The 19,395-nt window shown below is 59.1% G+C and carries 21 protein-coding genes; 7 read left to right on the top strand and 14 right to left on the bottom strand.

Features of this window, described 5'->3' with window-relative positions; translation table 11 throughout:
• Window positions 1–7 precede the first annotated feature (7 nt).
• The 5 genes from yfcF to KGA83_RS28440 all read right to left on the bottom strand — a co-directional run bounded on the left by yfcF (window position 8) and on the right by KGA83_RS28440 (window position 4,413).
• Window positions 8–652, bottom strand: coding sequence for a glutathione transferase (gene yfcF / locus KGA83_RS28460; RefSeq protein ID WP_223531410.1), 645 nt, complete (start codon window positions 650–652; stop codon window positions 8–10).
• 210 nt (window positions 653–862) lie between these two features.
• Window positions 863–1,348, bottom strand: a complete 486-nt coding sequence (locus KGA83_RS28455) for a cupin domain-containing protein (RefSeq protein WP_223531409.1) — start codon at window positions 1,346–1,348, stop codon at window positions 863–865.
• An 83-nt stretch (window positions 1,349–1,431) separates the two neighbouring features.
• Window positions 1,432–1,926 (bottom strand): RidA family protein, encoded by a 495-nt coding sequence (locus KGA83_RS28450; protein ID WP_218429393.1) that lies wholly within the window; start codon window positions 1,924–1,926, stop codon window positions 1,432–1,434.
• Window positions 1,927–1,987: 61 nt separating this feature from the next.
• Entirely contained in the window at window positions 1,988–3,268 is a 1,281-nt protein-coding gene (locus KGA83_RS28445) for an acetyl-CoA carboxylase biotin carboxylase subunit family protein (protein ID WP_223531408.1), read from the bottom strand.
• 44 nt (window positions 3,269–3,312) lie between these two features.
• A complete protein-coding gene (locus KGA83_RS28440) occupies window positions 3,313–4,413 on the bottom strand; it encodes a hypothetical protein (protein WP_108218280.1) in 1,101 nt (366 codons plus the stop codon).
• Between the two features lie 151 nt (window positions 4,414–4,564).
• On the opposite strand from KGA83_RS28440, the gene KGA83_RS28435 reads away from it, so the two are divergent.
• Together KGA83_RS28435 and KGA83_RS28430 are read left to right on the top strand one after the other, a co-directional pair.
• On the top strand, window positions 4,565–5,983 hold the full coding sequence (locus KGA83_RS28435; protein WP_115948062.1) for a PLP-dependent aminotransferase family protein: 1,419 nt from the start codon (window positions 4,565–4,567) through the stop codon (window positions 5,981–5,983).
• 494 nt (window positions 5,984–6,477) lie between these two features.
• Window positions 6,478–6,756: a DUF3077 domain-containing protein gene (locus KGA83_RS28430; RefSeq protein ID WP_108218278.1), complete on the top strand. Its 279-nt coding sequence runs from the start codon at window positions 6,478–6,480 to the stop codon at window positions 6,754–6,756.
• 100 nt (window positions 6,757–6,856) lie between these two features.
• Here the strand turns inward: KGA83_RS28430 and KGA83_RS28425 are convergent, their stop codons facing one another.
• The 7 genes from KGA83_RS28425 to cyoA form a co-directional block, all read right to left on the bottom strand.
• Window positions 6,857–7,309: a hypothetical protein gene (locus KGA83_RS28425; RefSeq protein ID WP_108218277.1), complete on the bottom strand. Its 453-nt coding sequence runs from the start codon at window positions 7,307–7,309 to the stop codon at window positions 6,857–6,859.
• A complete protein-coding gene (locus KGA83_RS28420) occupies window positions 7,293–7,502 on the bottom strand; it encodes a hypothetical protein (protein WP_146176400.1) in 210 nt (69 codons plus the stop codon). The genes KGA83_RS28425 and KGA83_RS28420 overlap by 17 nt, the downstream gene beginning before the upstream one ends.
• Window positions 7,503–7,907: 405 nt before the next feature.
• Window positions 7,908–8,795 (bottom strand): heme o synthase, encoded by an 888-nt coding sequence (gene cyoE / locus KGA83_RS28415; RefSeq protein WP_108218276.1) that lies wholly within the window; start codon window positions 8,793–8,795, stop codon window positions 7,908–7,910.
• Between the two features lie 11 nt (window positions 8,796–8,806).
• Complete coding sequence (cyoD, locus tag KGA83_RS28410) at window positions 8,807–9,160, bottom strand: cytochrome o ubiquinol oxidase subunit IV (RefSeq protein WP_223531407.1); 354 nt, start codon at window positions 9,158–9,160, stop codon at window positions 8,807–8,809.
• Window positions 9,161–9,787, bottom strand: coding sequence for a cytochrome o ubiquinol oxidase subunit III (locus KGA83_RS28405; protein ID WP_108218274.1), 627 nt, complete (start codon window positions 9,785–9,787; stop codon window positions 9,161–9,163).
• Between the two features lie 3 nt (window positions 9,788–9,790).
• A complete protein-coding gene (cyoB, locus tag KGA83_RS28400) occupies window positions 9,791–11,821 on the bottom strand; it encodes a cytochrome o ubiquinol oxidase subunit I (protein WP_115948064.1) in 2,031 nt (676 codons plus the stop codon).
• Between the two features lie 3 nt (window positions 11,822–11,824).
• Window positions 11,825–12,769 (bottom strand): ubiquinol oxidase subunit II, encoded by a 945-nt coding sequence (gene cyoA, locus KGA83_RS28395; RefSeq protein ID WP_115948065.1) that lies wholly within the window; start codon window positions 12,767–12,769, stop codon window positions 11,825–11,827.
• Window positions 12,770–12,796: 27 nt separating this feature from the next.
• On the opposite strand from cyoA, the gene KGA83_RS28390 reads away from it, so the two are divergent.
• Window positions 12,797–13,057 carry a hypothetical protein gene (locus KGA83_RS28390; protein WP_108218271.1) on the top strand — a complete coding sequence of 87 codons (261 nt, stop codon included), beginning with the start codon at window positions 12,797–12,799 and terminating at the stop codon, window positions 13,055–13,057.
• A 550-nt stretch (window positions 13,058–13,607) separates the two neighbouring features.
• Here KGA83_RS28390 and KGA83_RS28385 read toward each other — a convergent pair.
• A complete protein-coding gene (locus KGA83_RS28385; protein ID WP_115948066.1) occupies window positions 13,608–14,117 on the bottom strand; it encodes a disulfide bond formation protein B in 510 nt (169 codons plus the stop codon).
• 276 nt (window positions 14,118–14,393) lie between these two features.
• On the bottom strand, window positions 14,394–15,575 hold the full coding sequence (gene hmpA / locus KGA83_RS28380) for an NO-inducible flavohemoprotein (RefSeq protein ID WP_108218270.1): 1,182 nt from the start codon (window positions 15,573–15,575) through the stop codon (window positions 14,394–14,396).
• A 156-nt stretch (window positions 15,576–15,731) separates the two neighbouring features.
• On the opposite strand from hmpA, the gene norR reads away from it, so the two are divergent.
• The 4 genes from norR to KGA83_RS28360 all read left to right on the top strand — a co-directional run bounded on the left by norR (window position 15,732) and on the right by KGA83_RS28360 (window position 19,358).
• Window positions 15,732–17,282: a nitric oxide reductase transcriptional regulator NorR gene (norR, locus tag KGA83_RS28375; protein ID WP_223531406.1), complete on the top strand. Its 1,551-nt coding sequence runs from the start codon at window positions 15,732–15,734 to the stop codon at window positions 17,280–17,282.
• A 188-nt stretch (window positions 17,283–17,470) separates the two neighbouring features.
• Window positions 17,471–18,373 (top strand): chemotaxis protein CheV, encoded by a 903-nt coding sequence (locus tag KGA83_RS28370; RefSeq protein ID WP_108218268.1) that lies wholly within the window; start codon window positions 17,471–17,473, stop codon window positions 18,371–18,373.
• 27 nt (window positions 18,374–18,400) lie between these two features.
• A complete protein-coding gene (locus KGA83_RS28365) occupies window positions 18,401–18,859 on the top strand; it encodes a GNAT family N-acetyltransferase (RefSeq protein ID WP_108218332.1) in 459 nt (152 codons plus the stop codon).
• A gap of 172 nt (window positions 18,860–19,031) precedes the next feature.
• Complete coding sequence (locus KGA83_RS28360; protein ID WP_223531405.1) at window positions 19,032–19,358, top strand: hypothetical protein; 327 nt, start codon at window positions 19,032–19,034, stop codon at window positions 19,356–19,358.
• Window positions 19,359–19,395: the final 37 nt, after the last annotated feature.

The following is a 19,395-nucleotide window of genomic DNA, read 5'->3' as shown; positions in this document are numbered from 1 at the left end:
TGGTCGTTTACGCGATGGCCGGCGCTTTGCGCTCTATGTCCATCCACGCCCGGACGCTGTCGCGATCCCACTGGCGACACACATACGCCGCGAGCCGTGCCGGCACCGGATCACCGTTGGCAACCAGGCGGTTGAGCATGATTGCAAGGTCGGTGTCGGCAATGCTCCAGTCACCGAACAGATGCTCGGCGCCCTCTTCCAGCAATTGGTCGGCCACATGGAACAGACGGTCGGTAGCAGCCCGGGCTTCGTCGGACAGCGGCGTGTCCTTCTTGCCGAAATACACCAGATCAAACGGACGCTCTTTGCGCACCACCAGCAGATCGCTGCGCAGCCAGGCCTGCAGTTGACGGGCACGGGCACGCTGCTTGATGTCTTGCGGGTAAATTCTTTTTGAAGCAGGAGCGAGTTCTTCCAGATACTCGGCAATGGCTGAAGATTCCGACAGCGCAAAACCTTCGTGAACCAACACAGGAATTTTGCACGTCAGCGAAAGATTGCGGTAACTGTCCAGATAGTTTTCACGCGACTTCAAATCCAGCGTTACCAGATCAAAGGAAAGTTGCTTTTCCTTTAAAGCCACAAAAGCCGACATGGCAAAGGCACTGACATAGTCCGCCCCCAGATACAGCTTTAACTTCGTACTTCCCATAGAACACTCCCTTTGCACTAAACACATTAATCCGTTGCATGTGAAGTGATCGTAGTAAGTTGCTTAAGCGCTGAATAGATACAGAAATTATCTATTTCTATCGATACAGAAATCAGAGTGTTAAATCGCCAGAGGGTATTTTTCAGGTGCGTAAAAACCAAAAAAGGGAGTCAGCGTATGCGGACTCCCTGGTGTGCAGCACAAAGGAATTTACAGCGGGCGGGGGATCAGCCCAACGTTGTCGGCGTGGTTGGATAGCAATGCCATCTGCGGCATGTTGCTGAGGTTGAGCATTGCCAGCGGCTCGGTGGCGCTGGTGTTGACGAAGCCGTGACGGGTCCAGGCCGGTACCAGCAATACATCCCCGGGGCCGACGTTTACCTCGTCTGCATCGCCCAGTGACAAGGTGCCGCTGCCGGACTGGATAACGAACAGATGCCACCAGGCATGGGCATGACCTTCGAGTGTTGAACCCGGCACCAACCATTGCATGGACACCGCCATGCCGGGCGTCAGTTGGCAACCGTCGAGCGTATTATCGTGGGCCAGCGCAATAATATCGACGTCGCTGGCCTCAAGAGTCTGGCGCATATCGCTAAGTTCGGCACCTTTCCACACACGAGGTTTGGTCGGCTGCCGATCCAGACTCCGGCGAAAATCCTTATATGAAAAAAACGCACCCTGAACGTTATTCATCTTCTGTTTCCAACTTATTCTGCCGAATGGAGTTACCCGACCTTAGGCGAACCCTTCAACAGTGTAAAGCCGGACAACTTTATTTATAACACCGACGGCCGCAACGCCACGATCATATCAACTTCAATCGCCGCATTTTTCGGTAACTGATAAACACCGACTGTAGTGCGTGTATGTTTCCCGGCATCGCCCAGTACGTGACTGAAAACATCCGATGCGCCATTGGCGACTTCACTGAGGTCGACAAAATCTTCCGTGGATCTCACATACACCGTGACCCGAATCAACGATTTGATCTTGTCCAGCGAACCAATGGCATCAACGATCAGCGCCAATCCGCGCATCGCACTGATGCTGGCGGCCGCTTGCGCATCCGCCATGTCGAGGTCCAGTCCGACCCGCCCCGGATAGTGGATTTTGCCGTTCATGCGCGGCACCAGACCGCTGATATACAGTTCATCGTGATGACGAATCAGCGGCGCGTAATGTCCGCCAGCGGTGTTCTCGCCGTAGATGTCATAGTTGAATTCCCGTGCCAGAGCGATGAAGCGCTCATCACAGGTCATGTGTGCATTCATTTACGTAACCCTCTTGATCAATACTGCAAAAAACATCGATCGCTGCTGCTTGATCCACGACTCAGCCCACAGCCCTCGCCGGCGCTGCCAGGCTGGTGATCCCGACCCTTGATTCAATGGCCTCGGCCAGACGCGTCAGGTCCAGGCTGAGGCGTTCGTACTGCTCGTTGAACAACACGATGTGGCCGATGAACGAGAAGTTGTCTTTCACCAGTGCGCTGACCGAATCACCAATGCGCTTGGTCAGCACCGCTTCCACCAATTCGATGTTCAGCGACCGGGCCAGGGCCTGGATGTCCGGTACGTCCCGCAGGATGCCGCCGGTGTTCGCTCGCAACAGGCGTATGCCGCAGTAACCGCGTGGTACTGGATCATGGTTGGCGATGTAGCCTTCCACGGCCCAGCGGACCCAGCGCTCCCACGGATCGAAGTCGATGAACGCCTTACGGGCCAGGTCCCAGATGTGCATGCCACCGGGGCGCATGTTGGTTTCCACGGCCGAAGTGCGGTGATTGGCCCTGTGGAAAACTTCGTTGTGCCAGGCTCCGTTGTCCTGCGATACCAGCCCCGCCATGTGTCGGCCGGCGGCCATAAGCCGCGCCTGTGCGTCCGCCGCCAAGGGCGCTGGCACCACTTGCTGGATCTCGGCGCGGTAGGCGCCATCGGTGGTGGTTTTTTCGGTGATCCAGGTACTTCCCGCCACATAGTCCCAGCTGTATTCGCGGGCGTTCTGGATCAGTTCTTCAAGCAAGATGCCGCCCTCGCGATAGGGTTTGAGGGCCTGCCATGCCTCGTCGCATTCGGACGGGTGCCGAATGACCCGGCAGCCGCGGCTGGCACCTTCGCAGGCAGGCTTGATGAACGCCTTGCCGCCCAGTTCGATCACGCGCTGACGCAGTTCCGGCAGGCTCTCGATCCGGGTGGAAACGATCGGCCGGTAATCCTCGGGTGCCGCAGTGGCAGTCGCTTCGAGTTGGCGGAAAATCTGTTTGTCCAACCCCGCTCGCGCATCGGCCGGGGTAATGCCGGGCAGGCCGAAATGGTTGGCCAGCGCCGCACCGAGCAGCACGCCGCGATCCGAAAACGGCAGCACGCCGATCAGTTCCCAGCAATCGGCATTCAGGCAACCGACCACCAGTTCGAGAGAGGCCGGAACGTCTTTCTCGGCCAGCGATGTACTGCAAACGTGATCAGCGACCTGATCGTCCCGGGGCTGAATCTGCTCGACCAGCAGGATCAGCCTGGCGTTGTACAGCGACTTGCACAGATCGCGCAGCTTCTGGACATCGTGAACCCGACTGCCGTTGTACCCAACCACTACTACGCACGAAGTCGTACTCATAACCCCCCCCCGACTTGCAAAGTGAAAACCGAAACGGCGATGACTCAGTCATGCAGCGACGCGATTGATTTACGGTTGAGCCAGTACCAGACCAGAATCCCGCCAGCGCCAATGGCTGCCAGCACCAGCGCGTTGTAGGGAGGCGGCATGACCCGCATGATCAACACGGTCAATCCGGCGCCGACGCCCAAAGACACTTCCTTGACGAACATGTTGTTCTGCTTGACCGAGAAGTAATCGAGGTGACTGAACGCGCACTCGGCAATGGACAGCAGCGCCACCCAGACCAGTGCGCCGACCAGGGTTTCGACGTGGAACGCAGCCGGTGAAGACAGCACCGCAAAACCGCCGACGATGATCCCGATGACCGTCAACACCTTGAAGCGCCCGGTGCTCTCGATCAGTTTCATCACCGGCACTTGCGCGAATACCACCACGGCGCTGTTGAGGATCAGCATCAGGCCGTACCAGGCCGGCAGTTCGCCGGTCTGGAGCAGGATCGCTTGCGGCAGGATCGAGAACACCCCAAACAGCTTGATGCCCATGATGACGCCGGCGATCACCCACGGCAGTTTGTTGCGCCAGCCGCTGCCTTCCTGGCTGGCAGGGCGTGCCACCGCGGCTTCGGTGGTGAAGGTCGCGCCCATGGCGATGGGCAGGCACAGCAGGACAAAACTGGCGGCGCCGAGAAAAAACATGGTTGGGGTCAATAGCGGCGACAGCAGGATCAGGCCAGCCAACAGGCTGCCCATGTTCATGGCCACGCGGTTATAGGCCGCGCCCTCCTTGGTCTGCGCCGCTTCGCTCTTGATCAGGTAACCGGCAATCGCAATGCCGTAGGCAAACAGCGCCGCGGCAAACATGACGACGCCCTGGTTGCGGGTGACCGCCAGCAGCACCAAGCCCATGGCGGCACACAGCAGCGTGACACTCAAGGAGCGACGACCGAGTACCAGCAACGTCAGCGGCAGCAGTAACAACAAGGCCCGATAACCCAAGGCCAGAATGCTGTTGGTGGCGGTATCGAGCCAGACGTTGGCCTTGCCCAACACCGCGAACAGCGCCACGGCCGTGATGATTCGAATGGTGAACAACCGCAGGTTGATCACCGGTTTCGCCACGACGGCGGTCGTTTCTAAACTCATGCAGCACCTCATGAACCTTGGCGACTGAACGACCGGCAACAGGTCGACAATCCGAAAACACTCCAGAGCGATAGTAGAAAGAGATGTTTGTCTTGGTCAGAGCAAGTTCGTATAGAATCAAACGAACTTTACTGCCGGAGAGACCAGTAAAATGCAGGCTCAGCGCGCAGTGATCGCCGCTATCGAGTTCCAGCCGGGTGTGCCGCTGGTCCAGCAGATCGTCGATCAATTAACGGTGGCGATCAGTCAGGGCGGCCTGCCCCACGGCTCCAGGCTGCCGCCGATTCGCGAACTCTCCGACTTGATGCACGTGGGCAAGTCCACGGTGGTCGACGCCCTCGACCGTTTGCGGGCCAAGGGCCTGGTGGTTTCACGCCAGGGTTCCGGGCACTACGTGCACCGCTCCAGCACCACCCTGCCGGCCAACGCCGGGCCGGACCTGCTCCCGCAAGACACCCTCAGCGTGGTCCGCCGCGCGGTGCTGCTGGACAATGGTGCGCTGCGACCGGGGGCTGGTTTTTTGCCGTCCTCGTGGTTGCCTGCCGAAGAATTGCTCAAGGCCGTGCGCGGGACGCTTCGCGCGACAACCCTGCGCATGGGTGAATACGGCAACGCCAGCGGTTACCTGCCATTGCGCCAGGCTTTGCGGGTCAAGATGTCGACCTTGGGCATCGAGGCGCCGGTCGAACAGATCATCACCACCGCCAACACCGTACAAGCCATCGACATGCTGATGCGCCTGCTGGTCAAGCCCGGCGACACGGTGCTGCTCGACGACCCGTGTTACTTCACGATGCACACCAATCTGGCCTGGCATGGCGCCAAGGTCATCACCATCCGCCGCGACTGCGACGGCATGGACCTGGACGCGTTCGAGCAACTACTGATCGCCCATCGTCCCGTGCTCTACATGACCAACAATGCCCTGCACAACCCGACCGGGCACTCGTTCACCTCGGCGCAGGTTTACCGCTTGGTGGAGCTGAGCCATCGCTACAATTTCCACATTCTCGAAGACGATTTGTACTGCGACATGCAGCAACGCCGGACGCCACGCCTGGCCGCGAGCGGGCTGGACAATGTCTCTTACGTCTCCGGGTTCTCCAAGACCCTGACCGCCAACAGCCGCGTCAGCTTCGCGGTGCTGTCACCGCTACTGGCGGCGCGGATGGTGACGCTGAAAATGGCCTGCGGCGGCATGACCTCGGAAATGGCCGAGCAGATCATCTGCACCATGCTCAGCGACGGCAGCTACACCAAACACATGCGTCGCACGGTGGACCGGCTCTACGAGTCGAACAGCCGGGTGGCCGCGTGGCTGAGCGAGGCCGGGTGTTCGGTGTCGTCGTTGCCGGGGGAAGGGCTGTACATCTGGACGCGATTGCCGCAGGGGTTCAAAGCCGAGTGCCTGGCCAGAAAGGGTCTGGAAATCGACCTGGTACTGGCACCGGGAACCTTGCTCAGCAAAGCGGCGGATGCCAATCAGTTTCTACGATTCAATGTGGCGCACAGTGATCATGTGCAGGTGCGGGAGCGGTTTTTCCGGTTGCTGGACATGCCACAAAAATAACCGACCACCGCCTATCCCTGTGGGAGCGAGCCTGCTCGCGATGAGGCCGTCACATCCAGCATCAATGTCGCCTGACACACCGCTTTCGCGAGCAAGCCCGCTCCCACAGGGTCTGCGGTGTCCCGGCCATCCCCGGCCACCAGATCGCTACGATTGCCGACCTCATTCTTGCCGGCTAACTTCGCCCGGTCGCTGCCAATTCAGCGACCGGGCCTGATAACCCGGGTAAGATGTGCGCGCAACTGCGCCAACTCCACGATTGTCGGCGTTTTTTTTCGCCCGTTTTTTCGTGCAATGGCGGCTGTGCGTGGGAGACCTTCGGGTCTGCCGGGTCCTGCATCTCCGGTTTATCAGCCTGCGCACAGCTGCCACCCATTCGCCTGATAACGAACGGGACAGCTTCACTTATGCAGGAGTTACAAATGAACGCTATCGATCCGTCTGCTACACCAGTCATGCCCCTCCACCTCCGGCCCAACAGGAGGTGAAGCCCAATGACCAATCCCAAAGACCTCAAAACCATCGGCCTCACCCCGTTTTCCTACCACGCCAAAGAACCCCTGTTCCGCATCAATGCCGGCGTCCCGGTAACCGAAGCCCTCTACCACGCCTCCGACCTGCTCCACCTCGCCAAACTACTCGCCTCAGACGCCGCCATGGTCCGCGACTCCGACCGACACGCCTGGGCCTCGCATTTTTTGCAGGACATGAGCAAAGCAATCATCGATGACGTGGTGAAAGTGCTCGATGCACCGTGTAACAACCGCGCGTAAATGAAAAAGCCCCGCCATTCTCTCGAAGGGAGGGGCTTTACGCTGCAGGCCGTTCCAGCTGTTGGATCAAACGATGCGACTTCTTCGCTGCAACCAGGGTTCAGGAAAACATGGCGCGTTGCTCAGCTTCGTAATGCCGGGTCTGGAAAGGCATGAGGGCTTGGGCTTTCAGGCCGAGGCCCTCACTTAACCCCCAAGAGACAGCGAGCTCATCACGGCGTCGGCGCAATGGCATAACAGTTTGTAGCGTCACGGCTGGCACGGTAGTCGAATGTGCCAAAAGCTCGAGGGCATTAAGAGTCTCCGACACGCGCAGATCAGACAAGCAGGTAAATCGGGTGAATCGCTCAAGCAGATAACCAGCACGCCGAACCTCCACATCGTCAGCGTGACAATTCAAAAAAGCGGTTACTTCGGTTTCAAGATTTGAGTCCGAGTACCAGACGGCTTTGGCGGCGCTCACCAAGGCAACGTCATCCGCTTGATTCAAAGGTCTTTTTACCAGCGTGTCCAAGGCGGATGAGAGGACGTGGCCGCTATGGGGCTTCGTCATCTGTGCTCTCCAGATAATCATGCAAAATATTAGTGAGAACGGAGATTGGTGGCTCCTCAATATGAACGTGTTCTTGCGTACCAATATCAGTGGTCCGCACGTCTTCCACCGCATTGCGGCGCATGGCTTCGCGTTGAGCTCTCATTTCTTCAACGCCCTGGATCAACTCGTCAAATAGGTTACGTTCTCTCATTCAACCCCACTTTCCTGTCATCGAAGACGAATAGTTGCCGCTGTCTTGTGCCTCAACGATCTATCAATTGACGAGAGAGACCTTACCCAAGCAACGCAGGTGCTGGCGTTAGGACGTTTCCTAAATGCCATGTTCCGTTTTCCTCAATGACTCATGACACAGGGGTTGCGCCGAACCCGTTTGGCCAGACGACTATGGTTCGTGCCTGAAACACCGCGTCGCAGCCATCGCGAGCAGGCTCGCTCCCACAGGTGATCGGGGTTGCATTCAACATTGGCGGCGACGCAGATCCAATGTAGGAGTGAGCCTGCTCGCGATGGCGGCAACTCGGTCCAGCAGAAAGCACCCAACAAAAAGCCCCGCTCTTCTCTCGAAGACGGGGCTTTTCTTTACAGCATCCGACGCTTAAGGCGCGTACGTCAGCAGCAACTCGCTCGGCACTTTGAAGTCCAGGGACATCATCACGCTCAACGCGGTAATGGTGAAGATCGAGAACACGAACAGCTTGCGTGCCCAGACCGTGTCATCCACTGCCTTGTAGCCGGTCCAGGCCATGTACAGCCAGTACATGCCCATGGCCGCGGCGACGGCGAGGTAGCTCATGCCGGCGTAGCCGCTGAAGGTCAGCATCAAGGTCGCCACGAGGAAGGCCAGGATGTAGATCAGGATGTGCTTCTTGGCCACCTGGATGCCGCGCTTCACTGGCAGCACCGGAATCGATGCGGCCAGGTAATCGTTGAAGCGGAAGATCGCGATGGCGTAGGAATGCGGCATCTGCCACAGGCTGAACATCACCAGCAGGGTCAGTGCGGCCATGTCGAAGGTGTTGCTGACGGCGACGTAGCCAATCACCGGCGGCATGGCGCCCGACAGACTGCCCACCAGCGTGCCGTGAACCGACTTGCGCTTGAGGTACAGGCTGTAGAAGCCGACGTAGATCACGAAGCCGATGACTGCGAACAGCGCGGCCAACGGGTTGGCCACCTTGTACAACAGGGCAATGCCGGCGACACCCAGGACGGTCGCATAGATCAGGGCCAGTTTCAGGGAGATCAAGCCCTGGACCAGCACCCGGTTCTTGGTGCGTTCCATCTTCAGGTCGATGTCACGGTCGATGCAGTTGTTGAACACGCAACCGGAGGCAACCACCAGGGACGTGCCGATCATGGCGGCCAGGAAGATGGCCAGATCGACATGCCCTTTGGAGGCCAGGAAAAATCCGCCTGCCACAGAAAGCACGTTACCGAAAATGATCCCCGGTTTGGTGATTTGGATAAAGTGCTTGAGGGACATGCGGACTTACCTCACTTCGCCATCATGAACGTGTGGATGCTGAACATGATCCACAGCGACAGGCCAACCAGCAGGACGATCACGATCGCGGCGAAGACAAACGCAATCACGTTGTTACGCTGCGCGGCCGAACGGTCCAGATGGAGGAAGTACACCAGGTGCACCAGCACCTGGATGACTGCGAACGCGACGACGATCATCAGGGTGATCGACTTCGGCAGCGTCGGGTACATCACCAGACCGAACGGAATCAGGGTCAGGATCACCGACAGGATGAAACCGATGCCGTAGGACTTGACGCTGCCATGACTGGCGTCGTGGCTGTCATGGCCATGGCCATTTTGGGAATGAGCTGCGTTAGCCATTTACATAGTCCCCATCAGATAAACAACGGTGAATACGCAGATCCACACGACGTCCAGGAAGTGCCAGAACAGGCTCAGGCAGCTCAGACGGGTCTTGTTGGTCGCCGTCAGGCCGTTTTTCTGCACCTGATACATCATGATCGCCATCCAGATCAGACCGCTGGTCACGTGCAGACCGTGGGTGCCGACCAGGGTGAAGAACCCGGACAGGAAGCCGGAACGGCTAGGGCCGTAGCCCTCGGAGATCAACATATGGAACTCGTTGATCTCCATGCCGATGAAGCCGGCACCGAACATGAAGGTCAGGGCCAGCCAGCCCAGGACCTGCTTCTTGTTGCCACGGAAGAACGCCAGCATGGCGAAGCCGTAGGTGATCGAACTGAACAGCAGCAGAGCGGTTTCGCCCAGTACGTATGGCAGTTCGAAGATGTCGTGGCCCGACGGGCCACCCGCTACGTTGTTAACCAGTACCGCGTACGCCGCGAAGATCGACGCGAACAGAATGCAGTCGGTCATCAGGTAGAGCCAGAAACCGTATACGGTCATCTCGCCCGAGTCGTGGTGATGGTCATCATGCCCATGTCCATCGACATGGGTGTGTCCAGCATTGGTCACTAAGTTCGACATGGTTTAAGCCTGTTCCAACGAGGTTTCAACACGGGTGGCGGTGGCCGGGATTTTCCCTGCCGCTACCAGACGCTTGTGCTGCTCGGCTTCGATGCGCTCGATCACGTCGACCGGCACCATATAGCCTTGATCATCACGGGCCGCGTGGATCACGAAGTAGATCACGGTGCCGGCCAGACCAGCGATCGCCAGCCACCAGATGTGCCAGATCATCGCGAAACCGAACACGGTCAACAGTGCGCCCATGACCACACCGGTGGCGGTGTTGTTTGGCATGTGGATCGGCTCGTACTTGGCCGGGGCCTTGTACGCGGTGCCGTTTTCCTTGGCTTCGGTGAACGGATCAACAACATCGGCTTTCGGCAGCACGGCGAAGTTGTAGAACGGAGGTGGCGACGAGGTCGACCATTCCAGGGTGTGTGCATTCCACGGGTCGCCGTGTTCGCACATGTTTTCTGGCTTGTTGCGGTCACGCACACTGACGTACAGCTGGATCAGCTGGCAAGCGATACCCACGGCGATCATCACCGCACCGAACATGGCGACGTACAGGTACGGCACCCACTCAGGGTTGGTAGTGGCGTTCAGGCGACGGGTCATGCCCATGAAGCCCAGTACATAGAGCGGCATGAACGCGACGAAGAAGCCGGTGATCCAGAACCAGAACGCGGCCTTGCCCCAACCTTCGTGCAGCTTGAAGCCGAACGCTTTAGGGAAGTAGAAGCCGAAGCCTGCGATGTAGCCGAATACCGCACCGCCGATGATCACGTTATGGAAGTGCGCGATCACGAACAGGCTGTTGTGCAGAACGAAGTCGGCACCCGGGATGGCCAGCAGTACGCCGGTCATGCCGCCGATGGCGAAGGTCACCATGAAGCCCAGGGTCCACATCACCTGGCTGGTGAAGCGCAGACGGCCCTGGTAGATGGTGAACAGCCAGTTGAACAGCTTCACACCCGTCGGGACGGAAATCAGCATCGTCGCCAGACCGAAGAAGGCGTTGACGCTGGCACCCGAACCCATGGTGAAGAAGTGGTGCAGCCAAACCATGAAGCCCAGGATCGAGATCGCGCCCGATGCGTAGACCATCGAGTGGTGGCCGAACAGTTTCTTGCCGGTGAAGGTCGAGATGACTTCGGAGAAGATACCGAACGCTGGCAGGATCAGGATGTACACCTCGGGGTGACCCCATGCCCAGAACAGGTTCACGTACATCATCGGATTGCCACCAAGTTCATTGGTGAAAATGTGGAAATCCATGTAACGGTCAAGCGTCAGCAGTGCCAGGGTAGCGGTCAGGATCGGGAACGAAGCCACGATCAGGACGTTGGCCCAGGTGCAGGTCCAGGTGAAGATCGGCATGTCCATCATCTTCATGCCAGGGGTACGCATTTTCAGCACGGTGGCCAGGAAGTTGACCCCCGTCAGCGTTGTCCCAAGACCCGATAGCTGTAGCGCCCAGATGTAGTAATCCATCCCCACGCCAGGACTGTATTGCAGGCCCGACAGCGGCGGATAGGCAACCCAGCCGGTCTTGGCGAATTCGCCGACGCCCAGGGACAGGTTGATCAGCACTACGCCGGAAACCAGCAGCCAGAAGCTCAGGGAGTTCAGGAACGGGTAGGCAACGTCACGCGCGCCGATCTGCAGCGGCACTGCAAGGTTCATCAGGCCGGTGAAGAATGGCATCGCCATGAAGATGATCATGATCACACCGTGAGCGGTGAAGATCTGGTCATAGTGTTCAGGTGGCAGGTAGCCAGGCGAACCCTCGGTGGCCATGGCCAACTGGGTACGCATCATGATGGCGTCGGCAAAGCCGCGCAGCAGCATGACCATGGCGACGACGATGTACATCACGCCGATTTTCTTGTGGTCGACCGACGTCAGCCACTCGGTCCACAGGTAGGTCCACTTCTTGAAGTAGGTGATTGCGGCGAACAACGCCAGACCACCGAGCGCGATCATGGAGATGGTCACCATGACAATCGGCTCGTGGAACGGGATCGCTTCCCAACTTAATTTACCAAACATCGTTTACTCCTCTGCCCCGGCAGCTGAATGCGAACTCATGTCCATCCCTTCCATTTGGGCCACTTCTTTCTCTGCTTTCTCGTGCTTGACCTTAGGACCCGGTTTCATGCCTTCGTACTTGTCGACGATGGCCTGGAACATGCCTGGGGTAACCGAGGAGTAGAGCTCGACTGGGTTGTTCTGGCTTGGCTTGGAAAGGGCTGCGTATTCAGCTTGTTCAAGCTGTTTAGGTGCCTTTTTGACTTCACTTACCCAGGCGTCGAAATCTTCCTGGGAAGTTGCGATCGCTTTGAATTTCATACCGGTGAAACCAGCGCCGCTGTAGTTGGCGGAGATACCGTCCATTTCAGCGTTCTCGTTGGCGATCAGGTGCAGCTTGGTCTGCATGCCCGCCATCGCGTAGATCTGGCCACCCAGAGCAGGGATGAAGAACGAGTTCATCACGGCGTCGGAAGTGATCTTGAAGTTGACCGGGGTGTGCGCCGGGAACACGATCTTGTTGACCGTGGCGATGCCTTGTTCCGGGTAGATGAACAGCCACTTCCAGTCCAGCGCGACCACTTCGATGGTCACTGGCTTGACGTCGGATTCCAGCGGCTTGTACGGGTCCAGGGCGTGGGTCGACTTGTAGGTGACGTAACCCAGGGCAATGATGATCAGCACTGGAACAGCCCACACCGCGATCTCGATCTTGGTGGAGTGGTTCCATTTCGGGGTGTAGGTGGCGTTGGTGTTGGACGCGCGGTATTTCCAGGCGAACAGGAAGGTCATGACGATGACCGGCACCACGACCAACAGCATCAGCAGCGTTGCGGTGATGATCAGGTTTCGCTCGTCCAGACCAACCTGGCCCTTGGGATTGAGCAAGGTCATGTTGCAGCCTGACAGCAACAACGTGCCGATCAGCGGCAATAAGCCTAGTAGTCTGGGGTACCTGTTTTTACTCATCTCACGACCTCTAAAGCAGCTTGCGCAATGCAGTTGGGTTTTGATCGCCAACACTTCACCCTGCCAAGGGTTGGCATTTTTCTTGGATTGAATAAGGGCATGCCCGTCGTGCGTCAGACGCTTTACGACAAATCCCGGGCCTGCGGTGAGTTCTTATTCGAATTCGTGGTCAAAGGCCTTGTTACAGACCAATTCCATTTGGTGCGGGTAGTTGGAGACTCCGACACCTGGGCATCGCATGAAGCCACCAGACCTCTCGACACCCTGTTTCTGCTCACGTCTGGTTAAGATTTGAGCAGTGCCGGGGATTCAGTGCGGGCGATTGTAGATATGTAACGCCCTATAAACCATGTCTCATCCCGAAATAATTTTTATCCGAACCGGCAACAATCATTAACCGTTTTCGCAAAAGTGGCGCATCTTATCGAAATTGATTCTCAACAAAAACACCACAATAAGTAGGTCTTCCACCCACAGTTCAGACAGTATCGGCCCCCTCTTCACTGCCCTTTACCTTGCCCGAGGCCCGATATGACGGGGGCTCCGGCCGTTCGTCAGACCCTGTTAAAACTGCCTGCTCGCGTTCGGAATGGAAAAAACCGCAAGCCTGTAAAACAGCCCAATTTCGTTACGTTTCCATGCACCAATCCGGCTTCCTCGAACGCCCTGCGACACCGACTCTGTGACAACATGTCGCACATGTGTCGCACCCTTGGCTGTCGCACATCAGGGTCTTTTTATCCGGCCTCTGAAATGCGCTCGGCAGGACAAAAAAAGCCCCGGCCCTCCTGCGAGGACCGGGGCTTTTTTGTCCGACAATGCGTGCCGACAGATGACCTCAGCGCAGCGCTTTGCGGTTACGCGACGTTAGCAAAGGCACCAGCACCACGATCATCACGAAGGCGACCAGCGCCCACTGCGCCAGCGACAGACCAAGGATCGGCGGGTATGGCGTGGAGCAGAAACCGTCGACCTGGAACCCCAGCGGGAAGATCTTCGCCAGCGGCAAGTCGTCGACAATCGGTTGCAGCACATCGATGCCGCAGCTGACTGACGGATAGAACTGCGTGAAGACGTGATGCCCGGCGACGCCTGCACCGGCCAGCGCACAGATCACCACCAGGGTTTCGAACACCGTGATGCTGCGACGGCTGCGCATGGTCGCGCCGATGAAGGCAAAGATCGCGATCAGCAGCAATGCATAACGTTGCAGGATGCACAGCGGGCAAGGTGCCTCGCCCAGGACAATTTGCATGTACAGCGCGCCGCCGATCAACGCCAGGCAAATGATGCCCAACAACACCAGGTAGCGCCGTTCACGCCCCAACCGCATGGATTCATCGCTCATCGCGTTTCCCTTGAAGATTTCGAGTGCCCGCCAGTCTACACGCTGGCCCGGACCTTTGAGAGCCTGGAGCATGACAGGGGGATTCGGGGGAATAGACGATAAGGCGGTTAAGGAGGGATTAACTTTCTGACTTTTTTCAGTTCAGGACCGAGGTGAAGCATTCGCGAGCAGGCTCGCTCCCACATTATTTGATCTGCATACGACGCGGACCAATGTGGGAGCGAGCCTGCTCGCGATGAAAGCGACGCGGTGAGCCTGGCTCACCGCGCCAACCCCTTACTCCAGCGCCGCTGCCGGCCCGAAGAACTCATAGCGGCTTTGCTTTTCCGGCACGCCCAGTGCCTTGAGGTGGCGCTTGATGGACGCCATGAAACCTTTCGGCCCCAGGAAGTAAGCATCCAGGTCACGCTGCTCCGGCAGCCACTCATGCAACTGCTGCTGGCTCAACAAACCAACCTTGTGCGCCGCCGGGCTCACGCCGTCATCTTCGGCGTAGCAGTAGAAGCGCTTGAGTTGCGGGTGACGCTCGGCCAGGCCGTCGATCCAGTCGCGGAAGGCATGCACACTGCCATTGCGCGCGCAGTGGATGAAGTGCACCGGCCGCTGAGTCTCCAGCGCCGCTTCGAGCATCGCCAGGGTCGGGGTGATGCCGACGCCGCCGCTGATCAGCACCAGTGGCTTGTCGCTGGCGGTAAGGACGAACTCGCCCGATGGCGGGAACAACTGGATGCTGGCGCCGACCTGCAACTGGTCGTGCAGGAAGTTGGAAGCGCGGCCACCGTCCTCGCGTTTGACGCTGATGCGGTACTGGCCGTTGTTCGCCAGCGCCGACAGCGAGTAGTTGCGGCGGATCTCTTCGCCGTCGAGGATCAGTTTCATGCCGATGTACTGGCCGGGTTCCGCCACCAGAATCGGGCCTTTATCCGCCGGTTCGAAGTAGAACGAGGTGATCTCTGCGCTCTCCTCGACCTTGCCCGCCACGATGAATTCCCGCGCCCCGCGCCAGCCGCCGGGGGCCTGCTCCTTCTGATCGTAGATGCTGGTTTCGGCGCCGATCAGGATGTCCGCCAGTTGGCCATAAGCCGCGCCCCAGGCCGCAATCACTTCCGGGGTGGCGATCTCTTCGCCCAGCACTTCAGCGATGGCCCGCAGCAGGCAGCTGCCGACAATCGGATAGTGTTCCGGCAGGATCTGCAGGGCCACATGCTTGTTGATGATCTTGGCCACCAGGTCGCCCAACTGGTCGAGTTGGTCGATATGGCGCGCATACATCAATACGCCGTTGGCCAGGGCACGCGGCTGATCACCGCTGGTCTGGTGGGCCTGGTTGAACAGTGGGCGGACTTCCGGGTATTCGGAGAGCATCATGCGGTAGAAGTGGGTGATCAGCGCTTCACCACCGCTTTCGAGCAGTGGCACGGTGGATTTGACGATGGCACGATCTTGAACGCTCAGCATAAGGTGACTCCTGGTCTTCTTGGATTGCTAACGGATTACCCTATGCCTATCAGCTTCCATGCCAACTATTTAGTCTTTATAAATCAATGAGTTAATAACTTAATAGTCATTTAGACACTGCCTGACTTATAGTCATACCGACTACACGGAGTCACTATGACTGCAAAACCCCTGCTCACCGCCCTGCTGCCCCTGGTCTCCGACCTGTCCCGCGAACTGCCTGAAGGCGAGCGTTATCGCCGCCTGCTGGAAGCCATGCGCGCCCTGCTGCCATGCGACGCCGCCGCTCTGCTGCGTCTTGATGGTGAATGGTTGGTGCCGCTGGCCGTCGACGGCTTGAGTACCGATACCCTCGGTCGGCGCTTCAAGGTCAGCGAGCACCCGCGGTTCCAAGCGCTGCTCAGCAGCCCAGGCCCGACCCGCTTCGCTGCCGACAGCGACTTGCCTGACCCCTATGACGGCCTGGTCGATGGCCTGGATGATCATCTGGAAGTCCACGACTGCATGGGTTGCCCGTTATTCATCGACGAGCGCCCCTGGGGTCTGCTGACCCTCGACGCCCTCGATCCGGAGCGCTTCGAGCCCATCGAGCTGGATGCCCTGCAAGCCTTCGCCAGCCTCGCGGCCGCCACGGTCAACGCCGCCGAGCGTATCGAGCGCTTGAACAACCGGGTCGAAGATGAGCATCAGCGCGCCGAGGTCTACCGCCAGGCCAGCGGCCAGCAGACTCGCGAGATGATCGGCCAGAGCAAGGCCCACAAGCGTCTGGTCGAAGAGATCAGTCTGGTGGGCGGCAGCGACCTGACCGTGTTGATCACCGGCGAAACCGGGGTCGGCAAGGAGTTGGTGGCCCAGGCCATCCATGCCGCCTCGCCCCGCGCCGACAAACCGATCATCAGCCTCAACTGCGCCGCGTTGCCCGACACATTGGTGGAAAGCGAGTTGTTCGGCCATGTCCGCGGCGCCTTCACCGGAGCGATGAACGACCGCCGCGGCAAGTTCGAACTGGCCAATGGCGGCACGCTGTTTCTCGATGAAGTCGGTGAGTTGTCGCTGACCGTGCAGGCCAAGTTGCTGCGCGTGTTGCAGAGCGGTCAACTACAGCGACTGGGTTCGGACAAGGAGCATCAGGTCGACGTACGCCTGATCGCGGCGACCAACCGCGACCTCGCCGAAGAAGTGCGCAGCGGCCGTTACCGCGCCGACTTCTACCATCGCCTTAGCGTTTATCCGCTGCTGGTGCCGGCCCTGCGCGATCGCGGGCGCGATGTGCTGCTGCTCAGCGGTTACTTCCTGGAGCAGAACCGCTCGCGCATGGGCCTCAACAGCCTGCGCCTGAACAGCGACGCCCAGGCTGCATTGCTGGCCTACGACTGGCCCGGTAACGTGCGCGAGCTCGAACACTTGATCGGCCGCAGCGCCTTGAAAGCCCTGGGCAATTGCAAGGAACGGCCGAAGATTCTCAGCCTGAGCGCCGCCGACCTGGACTTGCCCAACGCCAGCGTTGAAGCCGCTGCCGAACAACCGGCTGCCAGCGTCACGCAACTGGTGACCGGCGATTTGCGCGAAGCTACCGAGCGTTATCAGCGTCAATTGATCGGTGCCTGCCTGGAGCGGCACAACCACAACTGGGCAAGCGCGGCCCGCGAGCTGGGCCTGGATCGGGCGAACCTGGGGCGGATGGCCAAAAGGCTCGGCATGAAGTGAAGGCCCCTTCGCGAGCAGGCTCGCTCCCACAAAGGCAGCGATAATCCCTGTGGGAGCGAGCCTGCTCGCGAAGGCGGCCTGACATTCAACGCAAATGCTAAAGCCTGCCCCCGACAAGTCGATAACCCGGCATCGAAGTCATTGGCGATCCCGGGATTGCCCGTCACCTTTTTCCAGAGAAGGTTCCTATGTCCTCCACCAAAGCCCGCGCAGACTCGCTTTCGCTTCTGCTGTTTACCTTGCGCAGCGGCAAGCTGATGGCGATCAACCTGCTCAAGGTCAGTGAAATCATTCCCTGCCCGCCACTGACCCGGCTGCCGGAGTCGCACCCCCACGTCAAAGGCATCGCCACCCTGCGCGGTGCCTCGTTGTCGGTGATCGACCTCAGCCGCGCGATTGGCGAGCGCCCGCTGGAAGACCCGAACGGCGGCTGCCTGATCGTCACCGACGTCAGCCGCTCCAAGCAGGGCCTGCACGTGCAGGCCGTGAGCAAGATCGTCCATTGCCTGACCACCGACATCCGCCCGCCGCCCTTCGGCTCCGGTGGTTTGCGCGCCTACATCACCGGCGTGACGTCGGTCGATGGCATCCTGGTTCAGGTGCTGGACATCGAAAAAGTCATCCACGGCATCGCCCCGGCCCAAATCGAAATGGCGCCGACCGAACTGAGCATGGAAGACGCCGAACTGCTCGGCAACGCGCGCATCCTGGTGGTCGATGACAGCCAGGTCGCCTTGCAGCAATCGGTGCACACCCTGCGCAACCTCGGCCTGCAATGCCATACGGCCCGCAGCGCCAAGGAAGCCATCGACTGCCTGCTGGACCTGCAAGGCACCGCGCAGCAGATCAACCTGATCGTCTCGGACATCGAAATGTCGGAGATGGACGGCTACGCTTTCACCCGCACCCTGCGGGAAACCCCGGATTTCGCGCATCTTTATGTACTGCTGCACACCTCGCTGGACAGTGCGATGAACGCAGAGAAAGCTCGACTGGCGGGGGCGAACGCGGTGCTGACCAAATTCTCTTCGCCAGAATTGACCCAGTGCCTGATCACCGCGGCCAAGGCTGTCGCCGAACAGGGTTATTGAGTGTTGACCGAAGATTACTGCTGGCTGATGCGACGCGACCTCACTGTAGTCGTGCCGCCCCCCGATTGGCCGGTCGGCCTGCAACTGAGCGAATACCGCCCCGAACTGGGCGCCGCCGTGCACCGGCTGATGGAGCTCGGTTATCTCGACGGCGGTGGGCGCGTAGCCACGCTGGACATGTGGCAACGGCAGTTCGAAACCGATCCGGAATATGACCCGGCCCTGTGCTTCATTGCCCAGGATGCCGAAGGTGTGGTGGGTGTGTGTCAGTGCTGGACCAGTGCCTACATCAAGAACCTGGTGGTGCATCCGCGGTTTCAGGGCCGTGGATTGGGGCGTGCCTTGCTGTTGCAAGCGTTCACGGTATTCCAGCAGCGGCGTGAAGGCTTCGTGGACCTGAAGGTACTGGAAGACAACCTTCGGGCGCGGCGCTTGTATGAAAGCGTCGGGATGCACGCAGTCCGCCGGGAGCCGGTTCCGCTCTGACATGCCGCCTTCGCTGGCGAGCCAGCTCCTACAGGAATCGCGCCCAACACATGTTTTGTAATCGGCTCGGTCACTGTAGGAGCTGGCTTGCCAGCGAAGAGGCCGGCACAACCACCACAAAACCTTCAGGCATACTCCTGCCTTGGCCACTCAGCCCAAGGAAGCCTGAACCATGAAAGCTGCGCCCCTGATTCTGCTCTGTCTCACCGCCCTTACCGTCCAGGCCCACGCCTCCAGCCCCGACGCCTGGGCAACCTACGACAAAGCCGTACTCGCCAGCTGCACCAAAGCCAGCAGCCTGAAGGACAGCAAACCCGTCGGCAACGCCGCGCAGTTCGATGACCGGGTCGGCTATACCGCGCTGCTGCTTCAGGGCCAGTACCCGCAAAAACACATGAAAGGCGCGCAAGGCACTGAATTGTGTCTCTACAACAAAAAGAGCAAAACCGCGGACGTCACCGAATGGGACTCCATCCGCCCGGCCGGCGAGGCCAACTGAGTGGCACATAATTTGCTTCGATAGCGGCTTTTGTGGC

Origin of the sequence: Pseudomonas sp. GL-R-19 (genome assembly GCF_019956375.1) — a bacterium.
Classification (GTDB): Bacteria; Pseudomonadota; Gammaproteobacteria; order Pseudomonadales; family Pseudomonadaceae; genus Aquipseudomonas.
The sequence above is the reverse complement of the archived record's forward strand: the minus strand, read 5'-3'. Positions and strand labels throughout refer to the sequence as shown.